Below are 19,634 nucleotides of genomic sequence, written 5' to 3'. Positions count from 1 at the left end.
GGGGCCTTTCCTTTGGATTACGAGGTCGGCCGGGCGTGGACATCTTCGAGGATGGTGTCGCTGTCCACCCAGCCTTTGTTTACCGCGTCGCGGATCTGGTTCCTCGTCGACTCGGTCGGCAAATCTGAGTGGTACTTATTGATGGCGTCCACAGCCGAGTCCTGAGTCTGTACACGGGCCGAGGACTGGTAATCGTTGAGCTCGCGACCTGTTCGGTACAGAGCCCTGTCCGCGGCACCCTCGCCTTCCTGACCTTCGATGAGCCGGTCGATCGCCAGGCCGGCGATTCCGCCGAAGTAGCCACTGGCCGCAGCTCCGGCCAGTGCGCCGGCGGCACCTACCGGAGCGAGAGCCACGGCTCCCACACCGATGCCTGCGCCGACTACCGCCTTGAAGTAGTCGCCCTTCTTCTTGAGCGCCTCGTTCTGTTCCTTCTCGCTTTCAATGTCATGCTTGAGGTCATCGTCTGCGTTCGCGTGTCCCACGATTCCCTGAATGACTCCGGTGCTTTCGGAGATCGTGCGAATGGCTTCGGCGGGTCCACCGTCGTACAAGGACGGGTTGGCGATATGCGCCTCGAGCAGGCTGGAGGTGTAGATACTCTGTCCGAGAATGATGCCCGCCCGCCCGTTGGGGGCGCTGGCAACCTCGTACAGGAACCTTGTCGTATCCGTCTTGTCGAGTCCATTGGGGTGGGCACTGTCGGTCAGGAAGATCGACTCGGCGCCTTCGCCCGCCAACTCTCGGCTGATCTCCGGCATATAGGCGCTCGCCATATTTCCGAAGCTGTCCCCGATGCCCTCCGTCACCAGATCTGCGCCACCGTCCGGCTGGGCGACGGCGTGCATGACGTTCCTCATGATCTCGACCTGCGTCTTGCTGTGCGGGGACGGTCCTGTGGGCTTTTCCCCTTCCCCGACGCCTGTCACCGCTGCTTCGAGCGCGACACCCACCGAGGCGTCACGGTCCGTGTACTTGATGCTCTGCAGCACGTGCTCCACGACGTTCTTGTCGTCGAAAGTGTTTGTGGCGGCCTCGGGGTTGTGGGACAGCGCCTTCATGAACCCCACCATGGGGTCACGGCCGTCGTCCTTGCCGAAGACAAGGTCTGCAGACTGGCCTGAGCCCTTCCAGAGGTCATTGGTGCCCATGCCGGGACTGCCACTGGGAGCCATGTCCGCCTTGATGAGCTTCTTTCCATACTCGCCGAGGAACTCGGCGTCGTACTTGCCCTGGCCCATCAAGCTGGTCATGACCTGGAACCCGAGAGCCCCGACCGGACCCTTGAGCGGATTCGAGGGATCGGCCCTGAAGCTCGTATTCCCCTCGTTGATGATGTTCTTCTTCCACTCCTGCATGCCGTCGGCGTCGGAGAGGGTTGCCGTGGCGAGAGTCATGCTCAGGTTCTTCTGGAGATCCTGCATCTCCTTGAGCTCTGCTCCCCTGGCGCCGGCATGGATATCCGCCATGTCGGCCCAGAACTGGAGGGTTCCCTTGGCCTGTAGCTTCGTTGCGAACTGTGCGGCGAAGAGTTCGTCGTCCTTGTACTTGGCCAGTGTGCGATTGAACTCTGCGAGTTCTTCGGCGGACATCCCCTTGGCGTTCTTCGCCAGCTTCGCCATGTCATCGGCCTTGTTGAGCGCCTCGGCGGCGGAGTCGCGGTCCTGGTGCTTGATGCCCGAGAAGCCGTAGTCGGCCTGCTCGGCGATGGCGCGCAGTACCCGGGCAGCCGTGGAGTCGCTGGTCGTGGCCTTGTTCAGGATGCGTTCGAGTTCGCCCTTCAGCGTTTCAGCCGCCTGCTTGCTGTTGGCAGGCTCGGGGTGGACGTTCACGAAAACGGTGAAACCGCCACCCTTCGTGCCCACGACCGTGAGTTTCTTGTCCCAGCCCCGCTCGATGGCTTCGTTGAGTTCGTCCCGGTACTTGACGAGCTCACCACGGGTGTCGCGCAGGACGTCTCGGATCGTCGTGGCCTGGGTGACGGCATCGGTGAACTCGCCTGCCGTCTTGGTGATGAACTCCCGGGAGACGGTGGCGTTGACGCCTGCCCAACTGGCTCTGTCTGCCTTGGCCTTGAGGTCGTCCCGTGCGTCTTTCTCCAGGGCTATCAGGCTCTTGACGACGGAGGACCAGTCGTCGATCGCCACACCGAGCGACGCGAAGTTCCCATGCCGCAATGCTTCGAGGTCCATCAGCGCTTGGTCCCCTCGTCGAAGCCCTTGTCCAGTGTCGCGATGCTGCTCAGGGTGGAGGCGATGAAGTATTCGTCGCCTGCGTGTGCCTTCTTCGTGAAGTCCAAATGGTTGGAAATGTGCGCACAGGCGTCCAGTAGCGACTGGAGCTGCTTCTCCCACCGTTCCTGAACCCGGTGGAGGCCGCCACCAAGCTCGAAGTCCTGCGTAGTCAGGTCCTTGGCAGCGGTCTGACTGCTGGACCAGGCGTCGCGGCCGTGCAGCCCCAGACTCTCGAACAGCTTGAATGCGCTGTTCCCGACCGCGGCCAGATCCTGCTGGTTGGCCTTGAGGTCGCCCTGCTGGCCTCCACCCCCGCTGGTCTCAGCCGGCACCTGGTTGAGTTGTATCTGAGTTGAATCCTTCTCAGCCGCCGACGCCTTCAACTGCTCCCACTCATCCCACGCCATCTGTGGGCTCCTTCCCCCGTGCGAACCGAAGACGGTCCAATTTCAACCTATGGATGTGCTGCGACTACTGGCAAGGACTGTCCACCACTTCGGTTTTCAGGCTGTACATGAGGTTGTCAACGGCATGCGCCATTTCGGACTGGCCCGGCAGCGGCGTGGCCGTCACCGTCAGGCATATCCCGTCTACGTCATAGCGCTCCACGTTCCCGGACTCGGAAGCGAGGCTCGCGATCGGGTCCTCGCCGGGTCCTTGGAGTCTCGGGTTGATGAACTCACCCCACGAGCCGTGGAGCCCGGACAGCTTGTACCGACCCTCATTCTTGCCGGTCTCCAGATTCACCGACGCGGACTTCACCCGTTCGAGGATCTCGGCGTGATCTGGACCGGAGTCGAAGACCCCTGCGAGGCGCAGCATGCCCACGACCTGCCACGCCAGGAACGCAGCCACGCCCACCAGCGCCAGCCGACGCCACATGAAAGAAGCGGCCGACGGCTCGTGGGCCTCCGGGTTCTCGAAGCGTCTGGCCTGGAAGTGCCACCACAGCCTGCGGTGGTCCACGAACGCAAAGGCGAGGAACGCCAGCGCGAACAAGCCGGCGAAGACTGCTGCACCGATCATCAGTGAAGCTCCGTCGGCATGAGGCCGGTCTGAACCAGCGGGTTTCCGCGCTGCCGCGAGACGAAGATGCCCCGTCCCGTCGGCATCGGGCGCATCCTGGCGCCGCCCAGCACGTCGCCCTCTTGCGGGTCGCCGGACAGCAGCACACCCTGCGCGCCGAGTTCCATCATCCGCTGCATGAAGGGTTCGTACGCGGCCCGGCTCGCGCCCGCCGAGTTGCGGGCGATGATGAACCGGACGCCCACGTCGCGCGCGAAGGGCAGCAGTTCCGTGAGTTTGGCCAGCGGGTTGCCGCTCGACGTGGACACCAGGTCGTAGTCGTCGACCACGACGAACACCGACGGGCCCCGCCACCAACTGCGGTCCCGCAGCTGCTGCGCCGTGACATCGGCCGACGGAGTGCGGCGCTGCATCAGGTCCGCCAGCGCGTCCACGTGGTGGTCCATGTTGTTGGACATCGGGACGTACTCCGCCAGGTGCGTGGCCGGAGTCGCGTCCAGCAGCGCGCGGCGGTTGTCGATCACGAAGAGCTTGCAGGAGTCGCCGTCGTACCGCTCGCTCAACTGCTTGATGAGCAGCCGCAGCAGATTGGACTTGCCGGACTCGCTCTCGCCGAACACCAGGAAGAACGGGTCCCGTTCGAAGTTGACGAAGACCGGTTCCAAGTTGTTCTCGTCGATCGCGAAGGAGACACCGCGCTCCGGGTGGGCAATGCCCGCCGGAAGGTTCTCCACCGGCAGTTCGCGCGGCAGCAGGCGCACTGCCGGCGCTCCCGGCGCGGTCCAGTGCCGGGTGACTTCCTGGGCCATGGCGGCCGTCGCCTCCGACAGGTCGCTGTCGGAGTTGATGCTGTCGATCCGCGGCACGGCTGCCATGAAGTGCAGCTTCTCCGGGGTAAGACCGCGCCCCGGCACGCCCGCCGGGACATTGACGGCGGCCTTGCGGTCCACCTCGGAGTCCATGGTGTCGCCGAGCCGCAGCTCCAGCCGGTTCATCAGGTGGTCCTTGAGATTGGCGCGGACCTCCATCGAGCGCGACGCGGTGAGGATGACATGGATGCCGTAGCCGAGGCCGCGCGCCGCGAGGTCCAGGACAACCTGCTCCAGGCCCTCGTAGTCCGTACGGAAATTGCCCCAGCCGTCGATGACCAGGAACACGTCGCCCCACGGCTGCTCTGTCATCGAAATGTCGCCGCGCGCCCGCAACCTGCGGAAGGTGGCGATGGAGTCGATGCCCGCACTGCGGAAGTACTCCTCGCGCCGCGCCATGACGCCGTACACCTCAGCGACCGTACGCCGTACGCGCTCCGGATCCAGGCGCGAAGCGACCCCGCCGACATGCGGCAGGCCGGCGATCGAGGACAGACCGCCGCCACCGAAGTCGAGGCCGTAGAACTGAACCTCCTGGGGCGTATGCGTCAACGCGAACGCGGCGATGAGCGTCCGCAGCAGGGTCGACTTGCCCGACTGCGGGCCACCGACGATCTGCATATGGCCCGCCGCCCCGGAGAAGTCCCGGTAAAGGGGGTCGCGGCGCTGCTCGAACGGCTTGTCGACCACGCCCAGCGGTACGACGAGACGGCCCGCGCCCTCGAACCCGGGCTGAGTCAGCCCGCGGCCCTCCACACCCGCGAGCCCGGGAAGCAGCTCGTCCAGCGGCGGCGGGTTGTCCAGCGGGGGCAGCCACACCTGGTGGGCCTCTGCGCCGCGCCCCTCGAGCCGCCGCACGATCACATCGAGTACGGAGTCGGCCAGCGCGTCGTCCTCCGACGTGCGCGCGTCCGGCACCTGGGGCTGGGCGGCCGGCTCGGCGTACCGGATCGGCACCGGGGCCGCCGTGAACGGCACGGGCCGGCGGTCCACCGGCAGCGGACCACCCATGGCCGCGGCCTGCTGGGGATTCGAGCGGTAGACCCCGGAGACGTATGCCGCCTTGAAGCGCACCATCTCGTCCGTGCCGTACTTCAGATACCCGGAGCCCGGAACGTTCGGCAGCTGGTAGGCATCGGGCACGCCCAACGCCGCCCGCGACTCGGCCGCGGAGAAGGTCCGCAGGCCGATCCGGTACGAGAGATAGGTCTCCAGGCCGCGCAGCCGACCCTCTTCGAGGCGCTGTGAGGCCAGCAGCAGATGGACGCCCAGCGAACGTCCGATACGTCCGATCTGCACGAACATCTCGATGAAGTCCGGCATGGCGGTGAGGAGTTCACTGAACTCGTCGATGACCAGAACGAGCGACGGAATGGGCTGCAGCGGGGCACCCGCGGCGCGCGCCTTCTCGTAGTCGTGGATGTTGGCGTAGTTGCCCGCGTCGCGCAGCATCTCCTGCCGGCGGTTGAGCTCGCCGCGGATGGAGTCGCCCATGCGGTCCACCAGCGTCAGATCGTCCGCAAGGTTGGTGATCACCGCGGCGACGTGCGGCATTTGCGACATGCCGGCGAAGGTGGCGCCGCCCTTGAAGTCCGCGAGGACGAAGTTGAGCGTCTCCGACGAATGCGTGACGGCGAGGCCCAGCACCAGTGTCCGCAGCAGCTCGGACTTGCCGGATCCGGTCGCGCCCACGCACAGGCCGTGCGGCCCCATGCCCTCCTGCGCGGCCTCCTTCAGGTCCAGCATCACTGGAGTTCCGTCTTCGCCGACGCCGATCGGGACGCGCAGTCGCTCCGCCTGCGAGCGGGGGCGCCAGGTGCGGCTGACGTCGACCGAGGCGGCGTCGCCCAGGTTCAGCAGATCGGTGAAGTCGAGGTTGGCGAGCAGCGGTTCGTCGTCGTCCCCGCCCGAGGCCACGCGCAGCGGAGCCAGTTGGCGGGCGAGCGCCTCGGCAGCCTCGCGGCTCAGCCGGTCCGGCGTCCCGTCGTACACCAGGCCGTGTCCCGACTCCAGTTGCAGCGAGTCGGGGTGCACGATCACGGACAGGCCGCCGCGCGCCCCGGTGACCTCACCCGGTACGACCTCGATGATCGTCACACCCTGCAGTCCCTCGGCCGCGGCGAACGCCGAGACAGGGGGCACCGACTGGCCGTCCAGTACGAGGACGATGTGCGGCTGATCCATCATTGGCTGACCGCTGGACTGGAACCGCGGACGGCCGTCGAGCCGCCCCGCGAGCATGTCTTCCAGGTCCCGTGCGTCGGTGGTGATGAGGCGGCGGCTGCCCGCGCCGTCACTGCTGCCCGGAGCCTGGACGTGCGGAAGCCACTTCGCCCACTCCCACTGCGGCGCCGTTTCGCGCCCCGTTGCGATGGCAACGACCAGGTCTTCGGGGGAGTGCAGCGAGGTGAGTGAGCCGACCATCGCGCGGGCGGTGGAGCGCACGGACTCCGCGTCGCCGCTGACCGTCAGGTGGTAGAAGGCGCGCAGCGAGATGGCCATGGGAAGGTCGTCGAGGGTGCTGTGCGCTGCCAGGAACTGCTGCATCGCGCCCGCGGTGAGTGGCTCCAACTCGTCCACGGGGGCGGTATCGGGGGCGATGAGCGGGGTGGCGAGCTGCTGGCTGCCCAGGCCGATGCGCACCTGCCCGAAGTCGTCGTCCGCGACACGCCGCTCCCACACCCGGCTGCCCTCGGCAACCAGCGCCCACAGCTGCTCCGGGGACGGGTGGAGGTAGAACTGTGCGTCGCGCTGCAGGTGCGCGGTCCTCAGGACCGTGCGCCTTGTCTGCGTCAGGTACTTGAGGTAGTCGCGCCGCATGTCTGCGAGCTGCCCCTGGGTGCCGCGCCGGTAGCGGACGAGCATCGCGATGGCCATGGCGACCGTCGACGCGATCATCACCATGCCCATGATCCGCATGATCGGATTCGGGGTCATGAAGAAGAAGACGACAGAACCGCCCATACCCAGCATCGGCAGCAGCTGCATCAGCGCGCCCTCCTGCTGCCCTCGGGGCAGTTCGGGCGGGGGTTGCAACTGCACCTGTTCACCAGGTACTTCGGAGGGCAGGGCCCGAGGTGGGCGCTTGACGACGATCTGGCTCACAGCTCACCAATTCCCTTGCCGGATGGAAATGTTCCTATCGGCGCCCCCGTGGCGACGGGTTCCATCCGCGGGGAGGGATCCTACTTGCGTAAGGGGTTAACGGTTGGCGGTAGGGTGGCGCAACGCGTTTGCTCACCAGTGAACTTCCGCAAAAAAGGGTCATTCGGGGCGCAAATGCGAGGCCTACGATCCAAGAGAACCACGAGGGGGATGCAGCAGGTGAGTATGACGGCCCCAGCGGCGGCCACCGGAGCCGGTCACCCGGGTCCCGCGGCTCCGTCCAGCGGCGGAACGGGTTTCTGCCGGGTCACGGTCGTCGCGCCGGACGGTCGCGTCGACGTGGCACTGCCCGAAGACATCCCCGTCGCCGACCTTTACCCGGAGATCCTCCGGCTGTCCGGGCAGAGCCCCGCGGCGGGCGCCCCGGTCGGCTACCACCTGGTGCGTCGCGACGGCACCGTGCTCGACAGTGCGCGCACCCTGGCTGCCCAGCGCATCCTCGACGGCGAGCTGCTCTCTCTGCGGCCCTTCGCCGAGTCGCTCCCCCCGGCGGTGTTCGACGACGTCTCCGACGCGGTCGCCTCCGCCGTCGCCCGCGACCGCACGCTCTGGAACGACAACCTGATGCGCGGCGCCGGGCTCTTCGGCGGGTCCGCCCTGCTGGTGCTGCTCGCCTTCGTCCTGTGGACCGCCGACCCCCGGCACGATATGCACGGCCTGCCGGGCATCCTGGCCGGCGTCACCGGCGTACTACTGCTCGCGCTCGCTGGCGTACGTGCACGGGTGTACGACGACCGGGCCTCTTCCGTAGCTCTGGGTATCGGGTCCATGGCGAACCTCGCGGTCGCCGGCGCCGGGTTGCTGCCCCTGGCGGAGGGCCAGGGCATCGGCAAACTGCAGTTCCTGCTCGCCTGTGCCGCCGTGCTGGTCGCTTCCGTGATCCTGATGATCGTCGCCCCTGGCGGAGACGGTCCCTTCGTCGCGTTCGTCTTCACCGCTGCCGTCGGCCTGCTGGTGACCTTCGCCGCGATCATGACCCGTATGGAGCCGGCGGAGACCGCCGCGGTGTGCGCCCCGCTTTCCGTTGGAGCCCTTGCCTTCCTGCCAGGCCTCTCCACGCGCTTCGCCCGTCTCCCCATCGGTTTCGAGCCTCCCCGCACTGCCGCCGGTGACTACGGGACCGACCCCGCGCCCCAGGGCCCGGTCGACGCCGAGCGCATCGCCGCCCAGGCCCGGCGCGGCCACGAGCTGCTGGTCGGCTTGGTCGGCGGCTGTGCGCTGGTTGCTGTCGGCGCCGCGGCGGTGCTCGGATTCTCCGACAACGTGTGGGGCCAGCTGCTCGCTCTCACCACCGGCATCGCCATGCTGATGCGCGCCCACCTCTTCCGCTACACGGCACAGGTCGGCTGCGCGCTGGCAGCGGGCCTCGGTGCACTGGTGCTGCTCGGGCTCGGGCTGTGCCTCAACCCGCCGACGGGCCTGATGCTCGACGCCCTGAAGGGCGACAGCACGGCGCTCGACATCCGTACGGTCTGGCTCACCGCCGCGGTCGCCGGGGTCGCCGCGCTGATCACCGCCATCGGGCTCATCGTGCCGCGCAAGGGCGTCACCCCGTTCTGGGGCCGCCTTCTGGAGATCGCTGAGGCCTGTGTGCTGCTCACGCTCGTTCCGCTGTGCCTGGCGGTCTTCGACGTCTACCACTCCATCCGTGCGCTGACGTCCTGAACCGGCTGGTAGGCTGTGTGACGGCCGTTTGTGTACGCGACCTCCGGAGCTCTTCCAGGGCTCTGCGGTCTGCGCTCATCGGACCTTCGCCTCCGAGTCACGGAAGCTCCCCTGAGATCAAGACCAGGGGCACTCGTGGGCGCATCGAACACAAAGAGGAGTACCGAGTGTCTCTCGACGCCGCTACGAAGAAGCAGATCATGACCGAGTTCGGCACCAAGGAGGGCGACACCGGCTCCCCCGAGGTCCAGGTCGCGATGCTCTCCCGCCGCATCTCGGACCTGACCGAGCACCTCAAGACGCACAAGCACGACCACCACTCCCGCCGTGGTCTGCTGATCCTGGTTGGCCAGCGCCGCCGTCTGCTGCAGTACCTGGCCAAGAAGGACATCCAGCGCTTCCGTGCGCTGGTCGACCGCCTCGGCATCCGCCGTGGTGCGGCCGGCGGTGCCAAGTAAGACGTCGTGGAGGGAGCGGTTCCCACTCTTAGGGGGCCGCTCCCTTTGCTGTACGTGCGCGACGTACCGGACGGCATTTAGTCTGGTCGCACAACGCAAAACCGCAACAACGCAATACCGGACGAACGAGAAGCCGCCTCCCCGCCGCCGGTCCTCGGTAGTGGCCCCCGGAGAACCAAGCCCCGGGTGCTTCGATCGAAGACCGGCCCGCAGAACGAGAGCTTCTCGGCCACCGTCCCCCGCCACACGGGCGAGGGGACGAAGACGAGGAGAAAACGCTAGTGGAGAACGAGACCCACTACGCCGAGGCCGTCATTGACAACGGTTCCTTCGGCACCCGCACCATCCGCTTCGAGACGGGCCGACTGGCCCGTCAGGCCGCCGGCTCCGCCGTCGCCTACCTGGACGACGACACCATGGTGCTGTCGGCCACCACCGCTTCCAAGAAGCCCAAGGACCAGCTCGACTTCTTCCCCCTGACGGTGGACGTCGAGGAGCGGATGTACGCAGCCGGCAAGATCCCCGGCTCCTTCTTCCGTCGTGAGGGCCGGCCCTCCGAGGACGCGATCCTCACCTGCCGCCTGATCGACCGCCCGCTGCGCCCGTCCTTCAAGAAGGGCCTGCGCAACGAGATCCAGGTCGTCGAGACGATCATGGCGCTCAACCCCGACCACCTGTACGACGTGGTCGCGATCAACGCCGCCTCCTGCTCCACGCAGCTGGCCGGCCTGCCCTTCTCCGGCCCGATCGGCGGCACCCGTGTCGCCCTGATCGAGGGCCAGTGGGTCGCCTTCCCGACGCACACCGAGCTCGAGGAGGCCATCTTCGACATGGTGGTCGCCGGTCGCGTCCTGGAGGACGGCGACGTAGCGATCATGATGGTCGAGGCCGAGGCCACCGAGAAGACCATCGAGCTCGTCAAGGGCGGCGCCGAGGCGCCGACCGAGGAGATCGTGGCCGCCGGTCTCGAGGCCGCGAAGCCCTTCATCAAGGTCCTGTGCAAGGCGCAGTCGGACCTCGCCGCCAAGGCCGCCAAGCCGACCGGCGAGTTCCCGATCTTCCTCGACTACGAGGACGACGTCCTCGAGGCGCTGACCGCCGCGGTCAAGAGCGAGCTCGCCCAGGCGCTCACCATCGCCGGCAAGCAGGAGCGCGAGGCCGAGCTGGACCGCGTCAAGGCGCTGGCCGGCGAGAAGCTGCTCCCGCAGTTCGAGGGCCGCGAGAAGGAGATCTCCGCCGCCTACCGCTCGCTGACCAAGACCCTGGTGCGCGAGCGCGTCATCAAGGAGAAGGTCCGCATCGACGGCCGCGGCGTCACGGACATCCGTACGCTCGCCGCCGAGGTCGAGGCCATCCCGCGCGTGCACGGCTCGGCGCTGTTCGAGCGTGGCGAGACCCAGATCCTGGGCGTCACCACCCTCAACATGCTCCGCATGGAGCAGCAGCTGGACACCCTTTCCCCGGTGACCCGCAAGCGCTACATGCACAACTACAACTTCCCGCCGTACTCCACCGGTGAGACCGGCCGCGTCGGTTCGCCGAAGCGCCGCGAGATCGGCCACGGCGCCCTGGCCGAGCGCGCGCTCGTGCCGGTGCTGCCGACGCGCGAGGAGTTCCCGTACGCCATCCGCCAGGTCTCCGAGGCGCTGAGCTCCAACGGCTCCACGTCGATGGGCTCGGTCTGCGCCTCCACCATGTCGCTGCTGAACGCCGGTGTGCCGCTCAAGGCCCCTGTCGCCGGTATCGCCATGGGCCTGATCTCTCAGGAGATCGAGGGCGAGACCCACTACGTCACCCTCACCGACATCCTCGGTGCGGAGGACGCCTTCGGTGACATGGACTTCAAGGTCGCCGGTACGAAGACCTTCGTCACCGCGCTCCAGCTCGACACCAAGCTCGACGGCATCCCCGCCTCGGTCCTGGCCGCCGCGCTGAAGCAGGCCCGCGACGCCCGCCTCCACATCCTCGATGTGATGAACGAGGCCATCGACGTCCCGGACGAGATGTCCCCGAATGCCCCGCGGATCATCACCGTCAAGATCCCGGTGGACAAGATCGGTGAGGTCATCGGCCCCAAGGGCAAGATGATCAACCAGATCCAGGAGGACACCGGCGCCGACATCACGATCGAGGACGACGGCACCATCTACATCGGTGCCGCCGACGGGCCGGCCGCCGAGGCCGCCCGCGCCACGATCAACGGCATCGCCAACCCGACCATGCCGGAGGTCGGCGAGCGCTACCTGGGCACGGTGGTCAAGACAACCACCTTCGGTGCGTTCGTGTCCCTGCTCCCGGGCAAGGACGGCCTGCTGCACATCTCGCAGATCCGCAAGCTCGCCGGTGGCAAGCGCGTGGAGAACGTCGAGGACGTGCTCGCGGTGGGCTCCAAGGTCCAGGTCGAGATCGCCGAGATCGACTCCCGCGGCAAGCTCTCCCTCATCCCCGTCATCGAGGGTGAAGAGGGCGACGACCAGAAGGACGACACCGACAAGTGACGTCCCGTAGTTCCAGGACGACGGCCCGCACCTCTTCAAAGGCGCGGGCCGTCGCCCGTACCCAAACGCTCCTCAAGGGCGAGCACGGCATCGGCACGGTCCGCCGCACCGTCCTCCCCGGCGGCCTCCGCGTCGTCACCGAGACCCTGCCGTCCGTACGCTCCGCCACCTTCGGGATCTGGGCGAACGTCGGCTCCCGTGACGAGACGCCGTCCCTGAACGGCGCCACGCACTACCTCGAGCACCTCCTGTTCAAGGGCACGCACAAGCGCTCCGCCCTCGACATCTCCTCCGCCCTCGACGCCGTCGGCGGGGAGATGAACGCCTTCACGGCGAAGGAGTACACCTGCTACTACGCGCGGGTGCTCGACACCGACCTGCCGCTCGCCATCGACGTGGTCTGCGACATGCTCACCGGCTCGCTGATTCTGCAGGAGGACGTCGACGCCGAGCGCGGCGTCATCCTCGAAGAGATCGCGATGACCGAGGACGACCCGGGCGACTGTGTGCACGACCTGTTCGCGCACACCATGCTCGGTGACACCCCCCTCGGCCGCCCGGTCCTCGGCACTGTCGACACCATCAACGCGCTGACCGCCGACCGCATCCGCCGCTTCTACAAGAAGCACTACGACCCGACGCATCTGGTCGTCGCCGCCGCGGGCAACGTCGATCACGCCACGGTCGTACGCCAGGTGCGCAAGGCATTCGAGAAGGCCGGCGCGCTGTCCCGTACGGACGCGGCCCCGACTCCTCCCCGCGACGGTTCGCGGAGCATCCGCACCGCCGGCCGCGTCGAGCTCCTGAACCGCAAGACCGAGCAGGCCCATGTCGTCCTCGGCATGCCGGGCCTGGCCCGCACCGACGAGCGCCGCTGGGCGCTCGGGGTGCTCAACACCGCCCTTGGCGGAGGCATGTCCTCGCGCCTCTTCCAGGAGGTACGGGAGAAGCGGGGCCTGGCCTACAGCGTGTACTCGTACACCTCGGGCTTCGCCGACACCGGGCTCTTCGGCGTCTATGCGGGCTGCCGCCCCAGCCAGGTCCACGACGTCCTGAAGATCTGCCGCGACGAGCTGGACCGGGTCGCCTCGGACGGTCTGTCGGACGAGGAGATCGGCCGCGCCGTGGGCCAGCTCTCCGGCTCCACCGTGCTCGGCCTGGAGGACACCGGCGCGCTGATGAACCGAATCGGCAAGAGCGAACTGTGCTGGGGAGCGCAGATGTCGGTCGACGACATGCTTGCGCGGATAGCCGCCGTCACACCCGACGAGGTACGCGCGGTGGCCGGCGAGGTGCTGGGACACCGCCCCTCGCTGTCGGTGATCGGCCCGCTCAAGGACAAGCAGGCGGACCGCCTGCACGAAGCAGTCTCCTAGAAGCGGTTTTCCAACCCCTAAGGAAAGAGCAATGAGCAAGCTGCGCGTGGCCGTTCTCGGCGCCAAGGGCCGGATCGGCTCGGAAGCGGTACGAGCCGTCGAAGCCGCCGACGACATGGAACTGGTCGCGGCCCTCGGCCGGGGCGACAAGCTGGAAGCCCTGGTGGAGGCCGGAGCCCAGGTCGTGGTCGAACTGACCACCCCGGCCTCGGTGATGGGCAATCTCGACTTCTGCGTACGCCATGGCATTCACGCGGTCGTCGGTACCACCGGCTGGACCGACGAACGCCTCGCGCAGCTGAACACCTCGCTCGCCGCATCCCCACAGACCGGTGTGCTCATCGCGCCGAACTTCTCCATCGGCGCGGTCCTCACCATGAAGTTCGCGCAGCAGGCGGCGCGTTACTTCGAGTCCGTCGAGGTCGTGGAACTGCACCACCCCAACAAGGCCGACGCTCCCTCCGGCACCGCCACCCGCACCGCCCAACTCATCGCGGCGGCCCGCGCGGAGGCGGGCTGCCCCCCGCAGCCCGACGCCACCGTCACCGCCCTGGACGGCGCCCGCGGCGCGGACGTCGACGGTGTCCCGGTGCACGCCATCCGCCTGCGCGGCCTGCTCGCCCACCAGGAAGTCCTGCTCGGCGGCGAGGGCGAGACGCTCACGATCCGGCACGACTCCCTGCACCACAGCAGCTTCATGCCGGGCATCCTGCTCGGCGTCCGCCGCGTGGTGTCCACCCCAGGCCTCACCTTCGGCCTGGAACACTTCCTCGACCTGGGCTGACGGCCATGGGCGGAAAGATCACGTACTTCTTCCTCGCCACGGTGCTGGTCATCGTCTTCGGCGTGGTGGCGCTGGAGGGTGTTCTCCTCTTGCTGACCGGTGAGCCTGCCGCGATGGGGATGGGCGCGGTGGCCTTCCTGCTGCCGTGCGTCGGTGTCTGGTTCCTCTGGCACAACACGCGCTTCGCGCGCAATGCCCACCGGCTGGCCCGCGAGTTGGAGTCTGAAGGCGGCCTGCCGGTCGAGGAGTCGAGGCGTACGGCCGGCGGCCGCGTCGACCGCGACTCGGCCGACGAGGTCTTCGCCAAGCGTCGTGCGGAGACCGAGGATTCACCGGACGACTGGCGCTGCTGGTTCCGTCTCGCCGTCGCCTACCACGACGCCCGGGACACCCCACGCGCCCGCAGGGCGATGCAGCAGGCGATCGCACTGCACGACGGCAGGCCGGCCCCGACCTAGGCGGCCCGGTACTCCGAACCCCAGGCCTCCACGGTGTCCGCAGCACGGTCGAAGGCCTCGGGACGCGACAGGAAGTCCGCGTTGTGATCGGTCAGCAGGGGCAGCACCTCATCGCTCTGCCGTACGACGACGAGCGCTTGGCCCTGCACGGTCCGCGGCAGCCCGAGCCAGCGGACCGGCTGCTGAACGGTGCGTAGCGCGGCAGCGCTGCTCCACGGCACCGTGGTGGTCGAGAAGAAGTTCACGCGTCGCACTCCGTGACGGCTGACCCACACGCCGGCGCGCAGCAGCCGCAGCGCGGCGAAGATCAGGATGAGCCCCAGCCCGAGGCACACGCCCGCGCCCGGCAGTGCACCGGCGAACGCGATGATCATCGCCGCGATGAGTACGAACGACGCGAGCAGCAGCAGCAACGCTGCCGCGGCGACCCGCCAGGGTCCCGGACGGTACGGACGCCGCCAGTGGTCGTGATCGTCGAAGGGCAGCGCGACGTCGTCATCGTTCGTGCCAAATGCACGGTCGGCCGTCAGAAAAGGCAGGGGCACGACTGATCCTCACTCACCAGCACACTCGATTGGGCTGTGCCCGGTGAGGCTACCGAGGAGGCCACTGACGGACCACACCCGGGGGGCCGTACGAGTCAGCGTCCGACGGACGCCTCGGACTGCTGCGAATGCCCCGGCGCCTGGCCGGAATCCAGTGCGGGAAGCCCGAAAAGCAGGGAGCCGACGAGTCCGCAGACGATAGTCAGCCCGACCAGCGTACGGCCCGCGAGCTCGGAGACGCTCAGCCGTTCACGGGGCGGCCGAGTGACGTTACTGCGGAAGCGGTCGGCCTCGGCGACGAAGGCGAACGGGACGGCCTCTCCCCGGCGGAACATCAGGCACTCTCCTTGGAATCTTGTGTTGGAATTTCGTGACAGAACACTTCTACTGGTACTGACGTCAAAAACAGTCATTTGGTGCCCGAGTTACCAGAGAGATTCAAAGGGGGCCGAGGCACTGCCGCGGCGTTCCCTCGTTAAAGTGGGCGCCGCCCCAGCGTTCAACCGGAAGGACCCCTGGTGCCCGACACCTCCATCGAGACAGCCACGCCGAGCTTCCGCAGCGATGTCACCGTCGAGCTGGTGAAGCACACCGCCGGCGACTCCGACGTGCTGTGGGCCGCCCGAGTCTCCACGGCCGGCGAGCAGTCTCTGGAGGAGCTCCACAAGGACCCCGAGCGCTCCAAGGGACTCATCAACTACCTGATGCGCGACCGCCACGGCAGCCCCTTCGAGCACAACTCGATGACCTTCTTCATCAGCGCCCCGATCTTCGTCTTCCGCGAGTTCATGCGGCACCGGGTCGGCTGGTCCTACAACGAGGAATCCGGCCGTTACCGCGAGCTGCAGCCGGTCTTCTACGTCCCGGGCCAGGACCGCAAGCTGGTCCAGGAGGGCCGCCCCGGCAAGTACGTCTTCATCGACGGATCTCCGGAGCAGCACAAGGTCGTGTCGGAGGCCATGGTGGACTCGTACCGCCGGTCGTACGAGACGTACCACGAGATGCTGGCCGCCGGCGTCGCCCGCGAGGTGGCCCGTGCCGTCCTCCCGGTCGGCCTGTTCTCCTCCATGTACGCGACCTGCAACGCCCGTTCGCTGATGCACTTCCTCGGCCTGCGCACCCAGCACGAGCTGGCGAAGGTCCAGTCCTTCCCGCAGCGGGAGATCGAAATGGTCGGCGAGAAGATGGAACAGCACTGGGCGAAGCTCATGCCGCTCACGTACGCCGCCTTCAATGAGAACGGCCGCATGGCTCCGTAGGACACCCGCAGAGGACCCGCCCAGCACCCGTAAAGCACAGATGTACGGATCAGTCGGGCGAAGTGTCCGCATTGCGGTGTTTCATGAAGTTCATCTAGGCTGATCAAACGGACCCGGCACTGCTTGAACCCCCGAGCAGGCAGTGCCGGGCTCCTCTTGCCACCTTGTACATCACGTCCCCCGAGGGGACACTGCGTACTGAGCAGCGAGTAGCGTGTTACCCATGGCTCCGATCTCCACTCCGCAGACCCCCTTCGGGCGGGTCCTCACCGCTATGGTCACGCCCTTCACGGCGGACGGCGCACTTGACCTTGCCGGTGCCCAGCGCCTGGCCGCCCATCTGGTGGACGCAGGCAACGACGGCCTGATCATCAACGGCACCACCGGTGAGTCGCCGACCACCAGCGACGCGGAGAAAGACCAGCTCGTACGGGCAGTGCTGGAAGCGGTCGGAGACCGGGCCCATGTCGTCGCCGGCATCGGCACCAACGACACCCGCCACAGCATCGAGCTCGCCCATACGGCCGAGCGAGCCGGCGCGCACGGCCTGCTCGCCGTGACGCCGTACTACAACAAGCCCCCGCAGGAGGGCCTGTACCGTCACTTCTCGGCTATCGCCGACGCGACGGAACTGCCCGTGATGCTCTACGACATCCCCGGCCGCAGCGGCGTCCCGATCGACACCGAGACGCTCGTACGCCTCGCCGACCACCCGCGCATAGTGGCCAACAAGGACGCCAAGGGCGACCTCGGCCGCGCCAGCTGGGCCATCGCCCGCAGCGGTCTCGCCTGGTACTCGGGCGACGACATGCTCAACCTCCCGCTGCTCTCGGTCGGCGCAGTCGGCTTCGTCTCGGTCGTCGGCCATGTTGTCACCCCCGAGCTCCGCGCCCTCCTCGACGCCCACCTCGCCGGTGACGTCCAGAAGGCCACCGAGATCCACCAGCAGCTGCTCCCGGTCTTCACCGGCATGTTCCGCACCCAGGGCGTCATCACCACCAAGGCGGCACTGGCCCTCCAGGACCTCCCGGCCGGACCGCTCCGGCTCCCCCTGGTGGAGCTCACCCCGGAGGAAACCGCGCAGCTCAAGATCGACCTCGCGGCCGGTGGGGTACAGCTCTAAACGGCCTGAACGGCTTCAAACCCAGACTTCACAACTGAATACGCGAAGAAAACCGGCCAAACGGCAGAAAACAGACAACGGCAAGTGTACGAATGTCATGTACGCCACGTGCCGCAGCGGTACGTGGCGTGCGTGGTGAGGAGAGTCTTTTGAGCCATCCGCATCCTGAACTCGGCGCCCCGCCGAAGCTCCCCAAGGGCGGCCTGCGCATCACCCCACTCGGCGGTCTCGGCGAGATCGGCCGCAACATGACGGTCTTCGAGTACGACGGCCGACTGCTCATCGTCGACTGCGGCGTCCTCTTCCCCGAGGAGGAGCAGCCCGGTGTCGACCTGATCCTGCCGGACTTCACCACCATCCGGGACCGTCTCGACGACGTCGACGGCATCGTGCTCACGCACGGCCACGAGGACCACATCGGCGGCGTCCCGTACCTGCTCCGCCTGAAGCCGGACATCCCGCTGATCGGTTCCAAGCTGACCCTCGCCCTGATCGAGGCAAAGCTCCAGGAGCACCGTATCCGCCCGTACACCCTCGAAGTCACCGAGGGGCACCGCGAGCGCATCGGCCCCTTCGACTGTGAGTTCATCGCGGTCAACCACTCCATCCCGGACGCCCTGGCGGTCGCCATCCGTACCCCCGCGGGCATGGCGGTCCACACCGGTGACTTCAAGATGGACCAGCTCCCGCTGGACGGCCGCCTGACCGACCTGCATGCCTTCGCGCGGCTCAGCGAGGAGGGCATCGACATTCTCCTCGCCGACTCGACGAATGCCGAGGTCCCGGGCTTCGTCCCGCCGGAGAAGGACATCTCCAATGTCCTGCGTACGGTCTTTGCCAACGCCCAGAAGCGCATCATCGTGGCCAGTTTCGCCAGCCACGTGCACCGCATCCAGCAGATCCTCGACGCCGCTCACGAGTACGGCCGCCGCGTGGCCTTCGTCGGCCGCTCGATGGTCCGCAACATGGGCATCGCCCGCGACCTCGGCTATCTGCGGGTTCCGGCCGGTCTGGTCGTGGACGTCAAGACCCTCGACGACCTCCCGGACCACGAGATCGTGCTGGTCTGCACGGGATCCCAGGGGGAGCCGATGGCCGCGCTCTCCCGGATGGCCAACCGCGACCACCAGATCCGCATCGTCCAGGGCGACACGGTGATCCTGGCCTCGTCCCTCATCCCGGGCAACGAGAACGCGGTCTACCGCGTGATCAACGGCCTGAGCAGGTGGGGCGCGAACGTCGTCCACAAGGGCAACGCCAAGGTCCATGTCTCGGGCCACGCCTCGGCCGGCGAGCTCTTGTACTTCTACAACATCTGTAAGCCGAAGAACCTGATGCCGGTCCACGGCGAATGGCGCCACCTGCGCGCCAACGCCGAACTCGGCGCGCTGACGGGCGTTCCGAAGGACCACATCGTCATCGCCGAGGACGGCGTCGTCGTCGACCTCGTCGATGGCAAGGCCAAGATCGTCGGCAAGGTCCAGGCGGGCTATGTGTACGTCGACGGCCTCTCGGTCGGCGATGTCACCGAGACCTCCCTCAAGGACCGCCGCATCCTCGGCGACGAGGGCATCATCTCGGTCTTCGTGGTCGTGGACAGCACCACCGGCAAGATCACCGCCGGCCCGCACATCCATGCCCGCGGCTCTGGTATCGAGGACTCGGCCTTCAGTGCCGTCGTCCCGAAGATCGAGGAAGTCCTGAGCAAGTCCGCCCAGGACGGCGTGGTGGAGCCTCACCAGCTCCAGCAGCTGATCCGCCGCTCGGTGGGCAAGTGGGTCTCGGACACCTACCGCCGACGCCCGATGATCCTGCCCGTCGTCGTCGAGGTCTGACGCCGTCGATCTGGAGCGGGGCCCTCGATTTGCATCGGGGCGCCCCGCTCCAGTACGTTTACGGCTCCGCCCACCGGGAAGCCGGCGTACATGTGCGCCCTGAAGGTTCTCCCGAACGGGGCGGGAATTCCGACTCAGAATCTCTGATAAAGTCGGGTCAGCCGAAAGGCAAAAGGCCACTCCAACGGCCACTGGATTCGAATTCCTCACCGGAAACGGAACGGAAAAAGAGTCTGGTAGGGTTGGAAACGCAAGACCGAAGGGAAGCGCCCGGAGGAAAGCCCGAGAGGGTGAGTACAAAGGAAGCGTCCGTTCCTTGAGAACTCAACAGCGTGCCAA

15 protein-coding genes are annotated in these 19,634 nt (G+C 67.3%); 9 read left to right on the top strand and 6 right to left on the bottom strand.

The window, feature by feature from the left end:
- Window positions 1-17: 17 nt before the first annotated feature.
- The 4 genes from ACWDO5_RS15375 to eccCa form a co-directional block, all read right to left on the bottom strand.
- Window positions 18-2,192, bottom strand: coding sequence for a hypothetical protein (locus ACWDO5_RS15375; RefSeq protein ID WP_450530768.1), 2,175 nt, complete (start codon window positions 2,190-2,192; stop codon window positions 18-20).
- On the bottom strand, window positions 2,192-2,641 hold the full coding sequence (locus tag ACWDO5_RS15370; protein WP_450530767.1) for a hypothetical protein: 450 nt from the start codon (window positions 2,639-2,641) through the stop codon (window positions 2,192-2,194). Before ACWDO5_RS15370 ends, ACWDO5_RS15375 begins: the two co-directional genes overlap by 1 nt.
- A 64-nt stretch (window positions 2,642-2,705) precedes the next feature.
- The gene (locus ACWDO5_RS15365; protein WP_450530765.1) at window positions 2,706-3,260 is read right to left on the bottom strand and encodes a hypothetical protein; all 555 of its coding nucleotides are present in this window, start codon (window positions 3,258-3,260) and stop codon (window positions 2,706-2,708) included.
- Entirely contained in the window at window positions 3,260-7,234 is a 3,975-nt protein-coding gene (eccCa, locus tag ACWDO5_RS15360; RefSeq protein WP_450530764.1) for a type VII secretion protein EccCa, read from the bottom strand. The genes ACWDO5_RS15365 and eccCa overlap by 1 nt, the downstream gene beginning before the upstream one ends.
- Before the next feature lie 225 nt (window positions 7,235-7,459).
- On the opposite strand from eccCa, the gene eccD reads away from it, so the two are divergent.
- The 6 genes from eccD to ACWDO5_RS15330 all read left to right on the top strand — a co-directional run bounded on the left by eccD (window position 7,460) and on the right by ACWDO5_RS15330 (window position 14,533).
- Window positions 7,460-8,959, top strand: coding sequence for a type VII secretion integral membrane protein EccD (eccD, locus tag ACWDO5_RS15355; protein WP_450530763.1), 1,500 nt, complete (start codon window positions 7,460-7,462; stop codon window positions 8,957-8,959).
- A 167-nt stretch (window positions 8,960-9,126) separates the two neighbouring features.
- Window positions 9,127-9,417 (top strand): 30S ribosomal protein S15, encoded by a 291-nt coding sequence (gene rpsO / locus ACWDO5_RS15350; protein WP_093600212.1) that lies wholly within the window; start codon window positions 9,127-9,129, stop codon window positions 9,415-9,417.
- A gap of 281 nt (window positions 9,418-9,698) precedes the next feature.
- A complete protein-coding gene (locus tag ACWDO5_RS15345) occupies window positions 9,699-11,915 on the top strand; it encodes a polyribonucleotide nucleotidyltransferase (protein ID WP_450530762.1) in 2,217 nt (738 codons plus the stop codon).
- Window positions 11,912-13,291: a M16 family metallopeptidase gene (locus ACWDO5_RS15340; RefSeq protein WP_450530761.1), complete on the top strand. Its 1,380-nt coding sequence runs from the start codon at window positions 11,912-11,914 to the stop codon at window positions 13,289-13,291. Before ACWDO5_RS15345 ends, ACWDO5_RS15340 begins: the two co-directional genes overlap by 4 nt.
- Window positions 13,292-13,322: 31 nt before the next feature.
- Window positions 13,323-14,075 (top strand): 4-hydroxy-tetrahydrodipicolinate reductase, encoded by a 753-nt coding sequence (gene dapB, locus ACWDO5_RS15335; protein WP_450530760.1) that lies wholly within the window; start codon window positions 13,323-13,325, stop codon window positions 14,073-14,075.
- A gap of 5 nt (window positions 14,076-14,080) precedes the next feature.
- Window positions 14,081-14,533, top strand: a complete 453-nt coding sequence (locus ACWDO5_RS15330; RefSeq protein WP_450530759.1) for a hypothetical protein — start codon at window positions 14,081-14,083, stop codon at window positions 14,531-14,533.
- Here the strand turns inward: ACWDO5_RS15330 and ACWDO5_RS15325 are convergent.
- Window positions 14,530-15,078 carry a hypothetical protein gene (locus ACWDO5_RS15325; RefSeq protein ID WP_450530758.1) on the bottom strand — a complete coding sequence of 183 codons (549 nt, stop codon included), beginning with the start codon at window positions 15,076-15,078 and terminating at the stop codon, window positions 14,530-14,532. The genes ACWDO5_RS15330 and ACWDO5_RS15325 overlap by 4 nt on opposite strands.
- A gap of 95 nt (window positions 15,079-15,173) precedes the next feature.
- Complete coding sequence (locus ACWDO5_RS15320) at window positions 15,174-15,413, bottom strand: hypothetical protein (protein ID WP_450530757.1); 240 nt, start codon at window positions 15,411-15,413, stop codon at window positions 15,174-15,176.
- Window positions 15,414-15,596: 183 nt separating this feature from the next.
- On the opposite strand from ACWDO5_RS15320, the gene thyX reads away from it, so the two are divergent.
- The 3 genes from thyX (at window position 15,597) to ACWDO5_RS15305 (ending at window position 19,295) form a co-directional block, all read left to right on the top strand.
- Window positions 15,597-16,337 (top strand): FAD-dependent thymidylate synthase, encoded by a 741-nt coding sequence (gene thyX, locus ACWDO5_RS15315; RefSeq protein WP_450530756.1) that lies wholly within the window; start codon window positions 15,597-15,599, stop codon window positions 16,335-16,337.
- Between the two features lie 223 nt (window positions 16,338-16,560).
- Entirely contained in the window at window positions 16,561-17,460 is a 900-nt protein-coding gene (gene dapA, locus ACWDO5_RS15310; protein ID WP_450530755.1) for a 4-hydroxy-tetrahydrodipicolinate synthase, read from the top strand.
- A gap of 149 nt (window positions 17,461-17,609) precedes the next feature.
- Window positions 17,610-19,295 (top strand): ribonuclease J, encoded by a 1,686-nt coding sequence (locus ACWDO5_RS15305; RefSeq protein WP_450530754.1) that lies wholly within the window; start codon window positions 17,610-17,612, stop codon window positions 19,293-19,295.
- The last annotated feature ends 339 nt before the right edge of the window (window positions 19,296-19,634 follow it).

The organism is Streptomyces sp. NPDC000880 (assembly GCF_053599675.1).
Note: the sequence above shows the minus strand (reverse complement) of the source record. Positions and strands in the feature narration are given on the sequence as shown.

Excerpts from the sequence above, each read along its gene's own strand:
- ACWDO5_RS15375 (WP_450530768.1), bottom strand. The coding sequence starts at position 2,192 with ATGGACCTCGAAGCATTGCGGCATGGGAACTTCGCGTCGCTCGGTGTG.
- ACWDO5_RS15370 (WP_450530767.1), bottom strand. The coding sequence starts at position 2,641 with ATGGCGTGGGATGAGTGGGAGCAGTTGAAGGCGTCGGCGGCTGAGAAG.
- ACWDO5_RS15365 (WP_450530765.1), bottom strand. The coding sequence starts at position 3,260 with ATGATCGGTGCAGCAGTCTTCGCCGGCTTGTTCGCGCTGGCGTTCCTC.
- eccD (WP_450530763.1), top strand. The coding sequence starts at position 7,460 with ATGACGGCCCCAGCGGCGGCCACCGGAGCCGGTCACCCGGGTCCCGCG.
- dapB (WP_450530760.1), top strand. The coding sequence starts at position 13,323 with ATGAGCAAGCTGCGCGTGGCCGTTCTCGGCGCCAAGGGCCGGATCGGC.
- ACWDO5_RS15330 (WP_450530759.1), top strand. The coding sequence starts at position 14,081 with ATGGGCGGAAAGATCACGTACTTCTTCCTCGCCACGGTGCTGGTCATC.
- ACWDO5_RS15320 (WP_450530757.1), bottom strand. The coding sequence starts at position 15,413 with ATGTTCCGCCGGGGAGAGGCCGTCCCGTTCGCCTTCGTCGCCGAGGCC.
- dapA (WP_450530755.1), top strand. The coding sequence starts at position 16,561 with ATGGCTCCGATCTCCACTCCGCAGACCCCCTTCGGGCGGGTCCTCACC.